Below are 13155 nucleotides of genomic sequence, written 5' to 3' on the forward strand. Positions count from 1 at the left end.
ATGGCCTCAAGGCTGCTAGCTGAAACTGTCCAACTTTTGTGGGGCAGTCCAAGATAGATGCCAGCGTTCAGAATGTTGGCAGAGAGTTAACTCCACAGGCTTTTTAATCAACTATCCGTACTGCGCTACCGCGCGGGCAGTGACTCAATAAGCAAACCACATTCCCTGTGGGAGCGGGTTTACCCGCGAAGCAGGCAGCGCGGTGTGTGGCACCGGCTTCGCCGGTGTTCGCGGCCGAAGCCGCTCACCCAAGGTGGATTGCGCCAGCATTCAGACTTTGTGGAAGACAGTTGTTCCAACAGGTCCCTGCTAAATACAGGCCTGTGACGGAGGGGTTAGATCAACCGAAGGAAGTCTTCGCGCCAAACTGCTTTGGCCGGCAACGCGACGAAGTGCGGATTCAGCAGCGACTCCCGCGCCGGGTAGCGGAACGGCAGGCCATCCACCCCAAGCACCTCGCCACCGGCACCCTCCACCACACCCTGCGCCGCTGCAGTGTCCCACTGCGACGTCGGCGCCAGGCGCGGGTAACAGTCGGCGCTGCCCTCGGCCAGCAGGCAGAACTTCAGCGAACTGCCCACATTGGCCAGCTCAAGCGCGCCCACTGCGGCCCCCAGCCCGGCCAGCAGCGCTTCCTGCTGCGGGCTGGAGTGCCGTCGGCTGGCCACCACTGTAAACCGCTCACCCTCAGACGGGGCCGTGCGCACCTGGATCGGCACAGCCGCCTGCCCCGGCTCGGCACGCCAGGCGCCCAGGGCGCGACCACCAAAATAGCAGCGGCCACTGGTGGGCATCGACACCACGCCAAACACCACCTCGCCTTGTTCGACCAAGGCGATGTTGACGGTAAATTCTTCACTGCCGGCAATGAATTCCTTGGTGCCATCCAAAGGGTCCACCAGCCACCAGCGGCTCCAGCCCTGGCGTTCGGCCAGGGCAATGTCGCAGTCTTCTTCGGACAGCACCGGAATAGCCGGCGCCAGCGCCAGCAGGCCATCGGCAATCACCCGATGCGCCGCCAGGTCGGCGGCGGTCACCGGTGAGTCGTCTGCCTTGTTGGTCACTTCAACGCCCGCGCGCCAGAACGGCAGGATGGCATCGCCCGCCACCCGTGCCAGCTTCACCACCTCATGCATCAGTTGCAGGTCGTTCATAGCGACAGCAGCCCCCGCTGGATGAGCAGGTCGCGGGCCAGGTACAACGCGGCCAGCGCGCGCCCCTCGCTGAACTGCGGGTGCATGGCCAGGGCCGCAAGTTCGCGCAGGTTGACCTTGTCCACCCCCATCGGCTCCGGCTCGTCGCCCTCCAGGCGCTCTTCATACAGGTCGGTAGCCAGCACCACCTGGATCTTCTGGCTCATGTAGCCCGGCGAGAGCGACAGTTCGGTCAGGTGCTCCAACTGGCGGGCACCGTAACCGGCCTCTTCCTTGAGCTCACGGTCGGCGGCTGCCAGCACGTCTTCACCCGGCTCGATCAGGCCCTTGGGCAGCGACAGCTCATACTCATCGGTACCGCCGCAGTACTCCTCGACCAACACGGCGTGCTCGGCATCCAGCATGGCCACGATCATCACCGCACCATAACCATTGCCACGGCCCACCAGGCGCTCGTAGGTACGCTCGTTGCCGTTGCTGAAGCGCAGCTGCACGGCTTCGACGCGAAACAGGCGGCTGCTGGCGACGATTTCGCGGCTGAGTACGGTGGGTTTCTGGCGCATGGGGCGGCTCCTTGGCGTGAACGGGTTACTATACCGTGGCTTGCCGACTGAACGAGAGTTTCCCATGCCTGTTCTTCCCTGGTCCGCCATCGACACCGTCCTGCTGGACATGGATGGCACCCTGCTCGACCTGCACTACGACAACCGCTTCTGGCTGGACCACCTGCCCCAGCGCTACGCCGAACTGCACGGGGTAAGCCGGGCCATGGCGCAAATGGAGCTGGAGCCGCTGTTCGAGCGCAATGCCGGCACGCTGAACTGGTACTGCCTGGACTTCTGGAGCCGCGAACTGCGGTTGCCGATCCGCGAGCTGAAGCAGGAAATCGCCCACCTGATTGCCCTGCGCCCCGACGCCGACACCTTCCTGGCAGCCATCCGCCAGGCGGGCAAGCGAGTGGTGATGATCACCAACGCGCACCGGGATTCGCTGTCGCTGAAGCTGGAGCGGGTGGAACTGGCGCCGTATTTTGAACGGCTGATCAGCTCCCACGATTACGGTTTCCCGAAAGAGAACCCGCAGTTCTGGGATGCGTTGCAGGCGGATATTGGCTTCGAGCCAGGGCGTAGCCTGTTTATCGATGACACCCTGCCGATTCTGCGCAGCGCAAGGGAGTTTGGTGTCGCCCACCTGCTGGCGGTGCGTCAACCCGACAGCCAGGCACAACCGCGAGATACGGCGGAGTTCGCCGCGGTGGAAGACTACCGGGAATAGTTGGCTGGCCTTTAAGGCCTATTCGCGGGTGAACCCGCTCCCACAGGTTTTTGGAAATGCCGGAAAACGCTATTCCTGTGGGAGCGAGTTCACTCGCAAAACTGCACCGCTGATCAGTCAGGAATACGCAGCACCTGCCCCGGGTAAATCTTGTCCGGGCTCGACAGCATGGGCTTGTTGGCCTCGAAGATCTTCTGATACTTGTTGGGGTCGCCGTACACCTTCTTGGAAATGGCACTCAACGTGTCGCCCTTCTCCACCGTCACAAAACGCGCAGCCTGCGCCGCAGGCCCGGTAACCGTTATCTGGTCATCAACGCTGGCCACCCCTTTGATGTTGCCCGCCGTCAGGATGATCTTTTCTTTCTCCTCCTGGCTGGCCACTTCGCCCTTCAGGATGACCTTGTCGCCCTCCACTGTGGCAGTGATATTGGGGTTGCCCAGGCCGACACTTTCCACGTGCTTCTTCAACTGCTCCTCGGCATTGGCATTGCCGGGGGTCAGCAGATCGATCAACTTCTCGCCTGCTTCCTTCACAAAGCTGAATAGACTCATGACGCTCTCCTTGTTGACGTGAAACCGTTGGACACTGGAGTCTAGGTCAAGACTCAATCTGCCGCTGCACTGCGACCAATCGACGCGGTCTATCAATGCATAGACCCTAGCAATTAGACGGCGCCAGCCTGCAAGCCTAGGCTTGTGGCCTCAGAATGCCGCCGATTGCGTCGATCAAGAGCAAGCCCCGATGACCAGCAAGCCCCCGTTCTGCGCGGCCTCATCAGCCTTGGCCATGCCCGCTGCCAGCAACACCTACGATTACGTCCAGCTGGACGACGGTCAGCGTGACAACACCCCCCTGGCTGAAGAAGTGGCCCTGGCCATTGTCTACAACGGCCTGAACCAGGCGGTGATGCTGGTAAGCCCCACCGACCTGGAAGACTTTGCCGTCGGTTTCAGCGTGGGCAGCGGCATTGTTGAAAGCACGGCAGAAATCTATGACGTCAAGTTGTCGGGCAGCGGCGCATCGTTGTACGCCGACCTGGAAATTTCCAGCCGCGCCTTCTGGAACCTGAAGAACCAACGCCGCCAGTTGGCCGGCACCAGCGGTTGCGGCCTGTGCGGGGTCGAGGCGCTGGAGCAGGCACTGCCAGAACTGACCAAACTGCCTGGCGCCCCGCTGCCACCGGCTGATTGGCTGGTGAACCTGCGCAAGCGCATCGATGTGTTTCAGCCATTGGGCCAGCACAGCGGGGCGGTGCATGCGGCGCTGTTCATGGACCGGCACGGCGAACTGTTGATGGGCCGTGAGGACATTGGCCGGCACAACGCCCTCGACAAACTGATCGGCGCCCTGCTGCGCCAAGGCATCGACAGCCAGGGTGGCCTGGCCATCGTCACCAGCCGCTGCAGCCTTGAACTGATCCAGAAGGTCCTGCGCGCTGGCATCCAGACCCTGGTCAGCCTGTCCGCCCCCACCGGCCTTGCCCTGCAATGGGCGCGCAAGCACAACCTCAACCTTATCCACCTGCCCAAACACAGTGCACCGCGGGTATATAGCCCCGCGGCGGAGTCGTAAAAGTCGTGAGCTCGTACCAGCATCTACCGGACAACGCCCCAGCCTCTTCCCCACGCTACAAGCCCTACCACGGCCCCGCCGGTGGCTGGGGAGCGCTGCGCAGCGTGGCCAAGGCCTGGGTTGGCAGTGACAACGCGCTGAAGAACATTCGCGCACTGCTCAAGACCAACCAGAACGGCGGCTTCGACTGCCCGGGCTGCGCCTGGGGGGATTCCCCGGAAAGCGGCATGGTGAAGTTCTGCGAAAACGGCGCCAAGGCGGTGAACTGGGAAGCCACCAAGCGCCGTGTCGACGCCGCCTTCTTCGCCCGCTACAGCGTTACTTCACTGCTGCAGCAAAGCGATTACTGGCTGGAGTACCAAGGCCGCCTGACCGAACCGATGGCGTACGACGCCGGCAGCGACCGCTACCAGCCCATCAGCTGGGACGCTGCCTTTGCCTTGATTGCCCGTGAGCTGAACAAGCTGGCCACCCCCGACCAGGCCGAGTTCTACACCTCCGGCCGGGCCAGCAACGAGGCGGCCTACCTGTACCAACTGTTTGTGCGGGCGTACGGTACCAACAACTTCCCCGACTGCTCGAACATGTGCCACGAAGCCAGCGGCGTAGCCTTGGGGCAAAGCGTGGGTGTGGGCAAGGGCACCGTGACCTTCGACGATTTTGAACACGCCGACGCCATCTTTGTGTGGGGCCAGAACCCCGGCACCAACCACCCGCGCATGCTCGACCCGCTGCGCGATGCGGTAAAACGCGGCGCCCAGGTGGTGTGCATCAACCCCCTGAAAGAGCGCGGCCTGGAACGCTTCCAGCACCCGCAAAACCCGCTGGAAATGCTCACCAACAGCGACCGGCCTACCAACACGGCATTCTTCCGCCCGGCCCTGGGCGGCGACATGGCGATGCTGCGCGGCATGGCCAAGTTCGTGCTGCAGTGGGAACGCGAGGCCAAAGCCAACGGTGAACCCGCCGTGCTGGACCATGCCTTCATTGCGCAGCACGGGCATGGCGTTGAGGATTACCTGGCCGTGGTCGATGCCACCCCGTGGGAGCACATCCAGGCTCAGGCCGGGCTGCCACTGCACGACATCGAGCTGGCGGCCCGCATGTACTGCCGCAGCAAGCGGGTGATCATGTGCTGGGCCATGGGCATCACCCAGCATCGCCATTCGGTGCCCACCATCCAGGAACTCGTCAACCTGCAGATGCTGCGCGGCAACATCGGTGCCCCAGGCGCAGGCCTGTGCCCAGTGCGTGGCCACAGCAACGTGCAGGGCGACCGCACCATGGGCATCAACGAGCGCCCACCGGTGGCGCTGCTCGATGCCCTGGAAAAGCGGTTTGGCTTCCCGGTGCCTCGCCACAATGGCCACAACACCGTCGAGGCCATCCACGCCATGCTGGACGGGCGGGCCCGGGTGTTCATCGGCCTGGGTGGCAACTTTGCCCAGGCAACCCCGGATACCGAACGCACCGCCAAGGCGCTGCGCAACTGCGAGTTGACCGTGCACATCAGCACCAAGCTCAACCGCAGCCACCTGGTGCATGGCAAGCAGGCGCTGATTCTGCCGTGCCTGGGCCGCACCGATATCGACCTGCAGGCCGACGGGCCACAGGCCGTTACGGTGGAAGACTCGTTCAGCATGGTGCACGGCTCGAACGGGCAGCTCAAACCCCTGTCTTCGCAGATGCGTTCAGAACCTGCCGTGATCGCCGGCATCGCGGCCGCCACCTTGGGCAAGCGCCCGGTGGACTGGCACTGGCTGGTGGCTGACTACGACCGTATTCGCGACCTGATCGCTGACACCATCCCGGGCTTCACCGGCTTCAACCAGCGCATGCGCCACCCGGGCGGCTTCTACCTGGGCAACAGTGCGGCCACCCGCGACTGGAAAACCGCCACCGGCCGCGCCAACTTCAAGGCCAACCTGCTGCCAGACACCCTGCTGGATGAACGCGTACGGGCCAGCGGCCAGGCGCCGGACCTGATCATGCAGTCGATGCGCTCGCATGATCAGTACAACACCACCATCTATGGCCTGGATGACCGCTACCGGGGCGTGCGTGGCCAGCGCGACGTGCTGTTTGCCAACGAAGCGGACATCATCCGCCTGGGCTTCCAGCCGGGGCAGAAGGTGGACATCATGTCGTTGTGGGGCGATGAGCATGTGCGCCGTGTGCGAGGGTTCACCCTGCTGGCGTTCGACATACCGGCAGGGCAGGCAGCGGCGTATTACCCCGAGGTAAACCCGTTGGTACCGCTGGAGAGCATTGGCGATGGCAGCCATACGCCCACGTCGAAGTTCCTCGCCATCAAGCTGGAACGGGCCGAGGACAACGGCCGCATTGTGTGACAGCCATCAACGAAAAAGCCCTGTTCCGGTAAGGTTCAGGGCTTTGTCATAAAGGTCTATGACCGCCAAAAATAGTTTAAGTTTCATAGCCAATTCAACAACTTACAGAATTGTGTACAACTCGTGCAGCTCGTCGGATTTACGTTGCCAGCCACGCAGGTTACCCGCAAATTCGCCTCGTCCTAACTCTGAGGCTCTCTTGATGAAGAAGTACTCCTCGATTCTGTTGTTGTCTTTCAGCTTGCTCAGCGGCGTTGCCATGGCAGGCGGCACCACCGAGGCCGGCATTGGCGGCGCATTGGGTGGGGTACTGGGCTCAGTCGTTGGCCAGTCCATCGGTGGTAGCACCGGTGGGGCCATCGGCGCGGGCCTGGGCGGCGCGGCAGGCAGCGCGGTAGGTGCCGACAAGCGCCAGCGCGGTGAGGCGGCCATTGGCGGCGCACTGGGTGCAGCAGGCGGCAACGTGGTTGGCCGCTCGGTGGGCGGTACCACCGGTAGCTACATCGGTGCAGCCGCGGGCGGCGGTGCCGGCGGCGCGCTGGGTAACTACATGGGTAACAAGGCCGACCAGGACGACCGCCGCGACCACCGCCGGTACCGTCGCGACTACGACGACCGCCGTCACTGGGACCGCGGCCCGGGCCCAGGCCCGCATTACGGCCACCGCAAGCATGGCCGCCATCGCCACCCTTGATGGCTCAGCCAGGCCGCACTGCAGAAGCCCCGCCCTCATGGCGGGGCTTTTTCGTCAAGGCTGTACCAGCAGCGCCGAAAACAGCGTGTGCAGCGGCTGCGGCAATGCAACGGGCTGGCCGCTGGCGCGTTCGATGAACACCTGCACCACGGTTCCTGCAGCGCAGGCCTGGGCTTCGCCAGGGCGGTATAGCGCCAGGCGATACTCCACCGTACTGCCAGCCAGGCGCGCCACGCCCAAGCCCACCTCCAGCACATCCGGAAACGCTGGCAAGGCGTAGAAGTCTGCCGAAGCGCTGACCACGAAAGCGGCCAGTTCACCGTCCCGCAAGTCCAGTTCAGCTTGCTCCACCAGGAACGCCTGAATGGCAGCCTCGAAATAGCCATGCACGGTTGCGCCGGCAATGTGACCGTTAACGTCATTGTCCTGGGGGCGGGTAAGCACAGGGTGGAAGTGGGTGAAGGCGGTGCGCAGAGGGGGTTGGATCATCGGGCTGGCTCATGTCTTGGCAAGGGATGCAGACAGTGAAACAGAAATCCAAGGTAAAAATCAGGGCCGCAAAGCGGCCCCGGATGTTGCGGTACTGCCCTGGTCAGCTTACAGCTGAGGGCCAGCAGCCTTGATGGCGTCGGACACTTCAAACTTCTTGAAGTTTTCGATGAACAGCTTGGCCAGGCCTTTTGCGGCCTCGTCGTAAGCTGCTTTGTCCGCCCAGGTGTTACGCGGGTTCAGCAGCTCGGTGTCGACGCCCGGAACAGCCTTGGGCACGTCCAGGTTGATGATGCCCAGGTGCTCGGTTTCGGCACCCACCAGCGCACCGCTCTGGATGGCAGCGATCACCGCACGGGTGGTCGGAATGTTGAAGCGTTTGCCCACGCCGTAGCCACCGCCGGTCCAGCCGGTGTTCACCAGGTAGACTTTGGAGTTGAAGCCCTTGATGCGCTTGATCAGCAGCTCGGCGTACTCGCCAGCCGGGCGCGGGAAGAACGGCGCGCCGAAGCAGGTGGAGAAGGTCGACTTGATGCCGCCGCCCGAACCCATTTCAGTGGAGCCAACCAGCGCGGTGTAGCCGGACAGGAAGTGGTAGGCCGCCTGCTCGTTGTTCAGGATCGACACCGGCGGCAGAACACCGGTCAGGTCGCAGGTGAGGAAGATCACCGCGTTGGGCTCGCCGCCCAGGTTGGCCTCGGAGCGCTTGGCAACGTGCTCCAGCGGGTAGGCAGCGCGGCTGTTCTGGGTCAGGCTGACGTTGGTGTAATCGGCATGCTTGTTGTCGTCGATTACCACGTTTTCCAGCACGGCGCCGTGCTTGATGGCCTTCCAGATAACCGGCTCGTTCTTCTCCGACAGGTCGATGCACTTGGCATAGCAACCGCCTTCGATGTTGAACACCACGCCCTCACCCCAACCGTGCTCGTCGTCACCAATCAGGTAACGGCTTTCGTCGGCAGACAGGGTAGTCTTGCCGGTGCCGGACAGGCCGAAGAACAGGGTTACGTCGCCGTTTTCACCGATGTTGGCAGCGCAGTGCATTGGCAGCACGTCGGCAGCCGGCAGCAGGAAGTTCTGCACCGAGAACATGGCTTTCTTCATTTCACCGGCGTAACGCATGCCGGCGATCAGTACTTTCTTCTGGGCGAAGTTGAGGATCACGCAACCGTCGGAGTTGGTGCCGTCACGCTCGGGTACGCACTCGAAATTGGCAACGTTCAGCACTTGCCACTCATCACGGCCAGCAGGGTTGTACTGCTCCGGGTTGATGAACAGGCAACGGCCAAACAGGTTCTGCCAGGCAGTCTGGGTGGTCATCTTCACCGGCAGGTAGTGGTCGGCTGCCGCACCTACGTGAACGTAGGAAACGAAGTGATCCTGGGCGTTGTTGAACGCCTCGACGCGGTCCCACAGGGCATCGAACTTGTCGGCCGGGAACTTGCGGTTGATCGGGCCCCAGGCGATGGCGTCCTGGGTGGAAGGTTCTTCGACGATGAAACGGTCAGCCGGGGAACGGCCGGTACGGTGGCCCGTCTCCACGACCAGTGCACCAGTATCGGCTAGTACGCCTTCACCGCGTTGCAGCGCTTCTTTTACCAGCTCATCGACGCTCAGGTCGGTGTACACGGTGTTGTTGGCTTGCGTCATGAGATACCCCATCCGGCCCGAGGCCGAGTGCTCCAAACGTTTTGTAGTCGTCTCGAAAAAACTACTACAGCGAAAAAAGTGGCCGGATTATGCCAGAAACGCCCAAAAAAAGTAGGCCCCTCCTGTCAGAACCGAGCTTTTGCGCAATTCGACAGGAGATTCTCCTGTAGTGAAACGTTTCAGTGGCGAGTTTCTGAGGCCACGTCCGTGCCGCCACCCGCAAAGAGCTGTGCGACATCGTTGGCATCGAAGAAATAGCGCTGGTTGCAGAACTGGCAATCGATCTCCACCGTACCGCCACATTCTTCCACCAGCGCCTTGGCGTCTTCTTCGCCAAGGCTGACCAGCGCATTGCCGGAACGTTCACGCGAGCAGCTGCAGTTGAAACGCAGCGGCTGCACATCGAACAGGCGCACGGCATCTTCGTGGTACAGGCGGTGCAGCAGGGTTTCGTTATCCAGCGCCCACTCGTCGGCTTTCAGCGTGCTGGCCAGGGCGACCACATGCTGCCAGCTTTCTTCACGCTCTTCGTCATCGGGCTGGCGATCGCGCGGCAGTTGCTGCAGCAGCAGGCCACGGGCCTTGCCGCCTTCGGTATTCAGCCAGAATCGCGTGTTCAGCTGCTGGGACTGAACAAAGTAATTGGTGAAACACTCCGACAGGTTGGCCCCGTCGAGGTCCACGGTACCTTGGTAACGCTGGCCCTTGACCGGGTCAATAGTCAGGGTCAGGTGCCCGTCGGGCATCAGCTGGGCCAGGGTGGCGTCGGAGGCGATCTGTTCGGCTTCGTAACGAGCCATGCCGCGGATATCGCGCTCGCCCGAGCACTCCACCATCAACAAGGGGATGGGGCCGGCAGAACGCGCCTGCAGAATGAGCAGGCCATCGAACTTGAGCGCGCCAACCAGCAAGGCAGTGGCGGCCATCAGCTCGCCCAGCAACGCCTGCACGGGCGCGGGGTATTGGTGACGCGCCAGCACGGCGGCGTAGCTGTCATCGAGAGACACCCACTCGCCGCGCACGTCGCGCTCGTCGAAGATGAAACGTTGGGTGAAATCGGTATCTGGCAAATCGCTCATGGGTGTCTGGCTATCTGAAAATGATGACAAAATGATTGCGGAGAATTACAAATCCCGCCGTGGGGCGCCTTCGGGCGCTCATTTCCCTATTAGGAGATAGAGGTATCTTATGGACAATCGACCACTGTTCCAAGCGAGGTGGTCCTGGGGACCCTTGGTAGCGTGCACGCTACTGCCCATCGCACTACTGTGTTTCTGGTTGTGGCCTGTTGGCCAGAGCCTGTGCCTGGCATTCGACGAATGGCTGTTCCATACCCTGAACGCGCCGCTGGCCGAGAACACTACCTGGCGTTACATCTGGACCGTGGGCAGCTTGCGCCCGTTCGACATCGTCGTGGGCCTGATCCTGCTGGCGGCGCTGATTCGTGGCAACTGGGTGTTCAAGGCCGTGCAGGTTCGCCAGGCGTTTTTCGGTTTTCTGGTCACGCTACTGCTCTTAGTGGTGATTCGTGCGCTGTTTTCCAAGTGGGTGGACGCAGCTGGCTGGCAGCACAACAGCCCGTCGATGATGTTCGACAGCGCTGTGCACCTGAGTGACTACTACCCCAACCTGGAATCCTCCTGGGAACTGAAAGACCGTTCCAGCAAGAGCTTCCCGGGCGATCACGCCTCGGTGCTGCTGATCTGGGCGCTGTTCATGAGCGTGTTCAGCTGCCGCATTGGGCAATACCTGGTGATCTGGGGCCTGGCAGTGCTGTTCATGCTGCCACGCCTGGTGGCCGGCGCCCATTGGGGGCAGGACGACTACATCGGTGGCCTGCTGATGGCTGTGCTGGCACTGGGCTGGAGCCTGTACACACCGCTGGCCGCCCACAGCACTGCGGCGCTGGTGCGTTGGACCGCGCCGCTGTTCAGGTTTGCGGCCAGGTTGCCGCTGATCAACAGGCTGGCGGTAGTGCGCTAGCGTGAAAGGGGCCGCCTGGCGGCCCCTTCAGTCAAAATTGCCATGCAGCTGGTGAATCTGCCGCCGCTGCTTCTTGGTTGGCCGCCCGTCGGTGGTCACGCCTATTGCCCCGGCCTTGCGCAATTCGGCCGCCTGCTCACGGCGGCGGATGCTGTCTTCGGTTTCGGCATACAGCGTCTGCGCCTCTGGCGCCCCACGGCGCACGGTCGTAAGCGCTTTCACCACTACGGTGCGCTCATCGAACCCGGTGCGCAGCACAAACTCGTCACCCACCCGCGGCTCCTTGCCCGGCTTGCATCGCTCGCCACGGCAGTGCACCTTGCCGCTTTCGATGGCCGCCTTGGCCAGGGCGCGGGTCTTGTAGAAGCGCGCAGCCCATAGCCATTTGTCCAGGCGAACCTTGTCGTCATCTTCGACTTTCTGTGCCATCCCCATACCTCGAATACTGTGTTTCACGGAACTGTACTACCGTAACCATCGGATGCAAAAAATCCCCGCCGTGCTTACAGTTCACTACCTCATCCGCAGGGTGCGTTTTGTGAAGACATTTGATCATCTGACTGTAATCGGCCTGCGCGAATGGGTCGCCCTGCCCGACCTGGGCGTGGCGGGGTTGCGCGCCAAGATCGATACCGGTGCAAGCACCTCCAGCCTGCATGCAACCGACATCGAGCCATTCGAACGCAATGGCGAGCCATGGGTCCGATTTACCGCGCACCTGGGCACGGTGGTGCAGTTGCGTCACCGCCGCTGCGAAGCCCCACTGGTGACCCGAAAAACCATCAGAAGCTCCAATGGCCATGCCCAGACGCGCTATGTGATACGAACGTCGCTGGCGCTGGGTGACAGGGTGTGGGCGGTGGAATTTACCCTGGCCTGCCGCAAGAGCATGCGCTACCGCCTGTTGCTAGGGTCCAAGGCGTTGGTCCACGGCCAGCTTGTGGTCAACCCTGGCGTTAAATATGTGCAGGACAAACCGGCCTTTCCGGCCACCCTCTCTTCATTAACAGGTGCTGCATGAAGATCGCTGTGCTGTCGCGCAATCCGCGTCTGTATTCCACCCGCCGCCTGGTCGAAGCCGGTACCCAGCGTGGCCACGAAATGGTAGTGATCGATACCCTGCGTGCCTACATGAACATTGCCAGCCACAAGCCGCAGATCCACTACCGCGGCAAGCCACTGGAAGGGTTCGATGCTGTCATTCCGCGCATTGGGGCATCGGTCACGTTCTACGGCTGTGCCGTGCTGCGGCAGTTCGAGATGATGGGGGTGTACCCACTGAACGAGTCGGTCGCCATCGCCCGCTCGCGGGACAAGCTGCGGTCGCTGCAATTGCTGTCACGGCGCGGCATCGGCCTGCCGATCACCGGCTTTGCCCACTCGCCAGACGACATCCCCGACCTGATCCAGATGGTCAACGGCGCGCCGCTGGTGATCAAGGTGCTGGAGGGCACCCAGGGCATCGGCGTGGTGCTGTGCGAGACAACCCAGGCGGCCGAGTCGGTGATCGAAGCGTTCATGGGCCTGAAACAGAACATCATGGTTCAGGAATACATCAAGGAGGCTGGCGGCGCCGACATTCGCTGCTTCGTTGTGGGCGACAAGGTGATTGCTTCGATGAAACGTCAGGCCAAGCCAGGCGAGTTCCGCTCCAACCTGCACCGGGGCGGCGTCGCCAGCCTGATCAAAATCACGCCTGAAGAGCGGATTACCGCGATTCGTGCGGCCAAGGTGATGGGCTTGAGCGTGGCGGGTGTGGATATTTTGCGTTCCAACCATGGGCCGCTGGTGATGGAGGTGAACTCATCGCCGGGGCTGGAGGGCATTGAAGTGACCACCGGCAAGAACGTGGCCGGGATGATCATCGAGCACCTGGAGAAGAATGGCGGCCCGAATCAGACCCGGACCAAAGGTAAAGGTTGATGCAAGCCTGTACCGGCCTCTTCGCGGCTGAAGCCGCTCCCACAGGATTACCGCAGCCTTC

14 protein-coding genes are annotated in these 13155 nt (G+C 62.3%); 7 read left to right on the forward strand and 7 right to left on the reverse strand.

Annotated features, from left to right (window positions below; all coding sequences use genetic code 11):
• Positions 1-335: 335 nt before the first annotated feature.
• Together cysQ and nudE are read right to left on the reverse strand one after the other, a co-directional pair.
• On the reverse strand, positions 336-1154 hold the full coding sequence (cysQ, locus tag IAE38_RS22760) for a 3'(2'),5'-bisphosphate nucleotidase CysQ (RefSeq protein WP_201219421.1): 819 nt from the start codon (positions 1152-1154) through the stop codon (positions 336-338).
• Complete coding sequence (gene nudE, locus IAE38_RS22765; RefSeq protein WP_028635341.1) at positions 1151-1717, reverse strand: ADP compounds hydrolase NudE; 567 nt, start codon at positions 1715-1717, stop codon at positions 1151-1153. The genes cysQ and nudE overlap by 4 nt, the downstream gene beginning before the upstream one ends.
• A gap of 64 nt (positions 1718-1781) precedes the next feature.
• Between nudE and yrfG the strand changes: the two genes are divergently transcribed.
• Entirely contained in the window at positions 1782-2429 is a 648-nt protein-coding gene (gene yrfG, locus IAE38_RS22770; RefSeq protein WP_201219423.1) for a GMP/IMP nucleotidase, read from the forward strand.
• Between the two features lie 113 nt (positions 2430-2542).
• Here the strand turns inward: yrfG and lysM are convergent, their stop codons facing one another.
• The gene (gene lysM, locus IAE38_RS22775; RefSeq protein ID WP_201219425.1) at positions 2543-2983 is read right to left on the reverse strand and encodes a peptidoglycan-binding protein LysM; all 441 of its coding nucleotides are present in this window, start codon (positions 2981-2983) and stop codon (positions 2543-2545) included.
• Positions 2984-3173: 190 nt separating this feature from the next.
• Between lysM and fdhD the strand changes: the two genes are divergently transcribed.
• From fdhD to IAE38_RS22790, 3 genes are all read left to right on the forward strand, one after another.
• Positions 3174-4004, forward strand: a complete 831-nt coding sequence (fdhD, locus tag IAE38_RS22780; protein WP_201219426.1) for a formate dehydrogenase accessory sulfurtransferase FdhD — start codon at positions 3174-3176, stop codon at positions 4002-4004.
• 5 nt (positions 4005-4009) lie between these two features.
• The gene (locus IAE38_RS22785) at positions 4010-6355 is read left to right on the forward strand and encodes an FdhF/YdeP family oxidoreductase (protein ID WP_201219427.1); all 2346 of its coding nucleotides are present in this window, start codon (positions 4010-4012) and stop codon (positions 6353-6355) included.
• 202 nt (positions 6356-6557) lie between these two features.
• On the forward strand, positions 6558-7049 hold the full coding sequence (locus IAE38_RS22790) for a glycine zipper domain-containing protein (protein WP_028635346.1): 492 nt from the start codon (positions 6558-6560) through the stop codon (positions 7047-7049).
• Positions 7050-7103: 54 nt separating this feature from the next.
• On the opposite strand, the gene IAE38_RS22795 is transcribed toward IAE38_RS22790, so the two are convergent.
• The 3 genes from IAE38_RS22795 to hslO all read right to left on the reverse strand — a co-directional run bounded on the left by IAE38_RS22795 (position 7104) and on the right by hslO (position 10267).
• The gene (locus IAE38_RS22795) at positions 7104-7538 is read right to left on the reverse strand and encodes an acyl-CoA thioesterase (RefSeq protein ID WP_201165654.1); all 435 of its coding nucleotides are present in this window, start codon (positions 7536-7538) and stop codon (positions 7104-7106) included.
• Positions 7539-7646: 108 nt separating this feature from the next.
• Entirely contained in the window at positions 7647-9188 is a 1542-nt protein-coding gene (locus IAE38_RS22800) for a phosphoenolpyruvate carboxykinase (protein WP_201165653.1), read from the reverse strand.
• A gap of 179 nt (positions 9189-9367) precedes the next feature.
• A complete protein-coding gene (gene hslO, locus IAE38_RS22805; RefSeq protein ID WP_201219428.1) occupies positions 9368-10267 on the reverse strand; it encodes an Hsp33 family molecular chaperone HslO in 900 nt (299 codons plus the stop codon).
• Positions 10268-10376: 109 nt separating this feature from the next.
• Between hslO and IAE38_RS22810 the strand changes: the two genes are divergently transcribed.
• Positions 10377-11171, forward strand: a complete 795-nt coding sequence (locus IAE38_RS22810; protein ID WP_201219429.1) for a phosphatase PAP2 family protein — start codon at positions 10377-10379, stop codon at positions 11169-11171.
• Between the two features lie 27 nt (positions 11172-11198).
• On the opposite strand, the gene IAE38_RS22815 is transcribed toward IAE38_RS22810, so the two are convergent.
• A complete protein-coding gene (locus tag IAE38_RS22815) occupies positions 11199-11600 on the reverse strand; it encodes an RNA-binding S4 domain-containing protein (protein ID WP_201219430.1) in 402 nt (133 codons plus the stop codon).
• 109 nt (positions 11601-11709) lie between these two features.
• Between IAE38_RS22815 and rimB the strand changes: the two genes are divergently transcribed.
• Both rimB and rimK read left to right on the forward strand, forming a co-directional pair.
• The gene (gene rimB / locus IAE38_RS22820) at positions 11710-12192 is read left to right on the forward strand and encodes a retropepsin-like aspartic endopeptidase RimB (RefSeq protein ID WP_028635352.1); all 483 of its coding nucleotides are present in this window, start codon (positions 11710-11712) and stop codon (positions 12190-12192) included.
• A complete protein-coding gene (rimK, locus tag IAE38_RS22825; RefSeq protein WP_012316721.1) occupies positions 12189-13094 on the forward strand; it encodes a 30S ribosomal protein S6--L-glutamate ligase in 906 nt (301 codons plus the stop codon). Before rimB ends, rimK begins: the two co-directional genes overlap by 4 nt.
• Positions 13095-13155 lie beyond the last annotated feature (61 nt).

The organism is Pseudomonas sp. S32, assembly GCF_016648095.1.
Taxonomy (GTDB): Bacteria; Pseudomonadota; Gammaproteobacteria; order Pseudomonadales; family Pseudomonadaceae; genus Aquipseudomonas; species Aquipseudomonas parafulva.

Coding starts and splice junctions, on each gene's coding strand:
- cysQ (WP_201219421.1), bottom strand. CDS start 1,154: ATGAACGACCTGCAACTGATGCATGAGGTGGTGAAGCTGGCACGGGTG.
- nudE (WP_028635341.1), bottom strand. CDS start 1,717: ATGCGCCAGAAACCCACCGTACTCAGCCGCGAAATCGTCGCCAGCAGC.
- yrfG (WP_201219423.1), top strand. CDS start 1,782: ATGCCTGTTCTTCCCTGGTCCGCCATCGACACCGTCCTGCTGGACATG.
- lysM (WP_201219425.1), bottom strand. CDS start 2,983: ATGAGTCTATTCAGCTTTGTGAAGGAAGCAGGCGAGAAGTTGATCGAT.
- fdhD (WP_201219426.1), top strand. CDS start 3,174: ATGACCAGCAAGCCCCCGTTCTGCGCGGCCTCATCAGCCTTGGCCATG.
- IAE38_RS22790 (WP_028635346.1), top strand. CDS start 6,558: ATGAAGAAGTACTCCTCGATTCTGTTGTTGTCTTTCAGCTTGCTCAGC.
- IAE38_RS22795 (WP_201165654.1), bottom strand. CDS start 7,538: ATGATCCAACCCCCTCTGCGCACCGCCTTCACCCACTTCCACCCTGTG.
- IAE38_RS22800 (WP_201165653.1), bottom strand. CDS start 9,188: ATGACGCAAGCCAACAACACCGTGTACACCGACCTGAGCGTCGATGAG.
- hslO (WP_201219428.1), bottom strand. CDS start 10,267: ATGAGCGATTTGCCAGATACCGATTTCACCCAACGTTTCATCTTCGAC.
- IAE38_RS22810 (WP_201219429.1), top strand. CDS start 10,377: ATGGACAATCGACCACTGTTCCAAGCGAGGTGGTCCTGGGGACCCTTG.
- IAE38_RS22815 (WP_201219430.1), bottom strand. CDS start 11,600: ATGGCACAGAAAGTCGAAGATGACGACAAGGTTCGCCTGGACAAATGG.
- rimK (WP_012316721.1), top strand. CDS start 12,189: ATGAAGATCGCTGTGCTGTCGCGCAATCCGCGTCTGTATTCCACCCGC.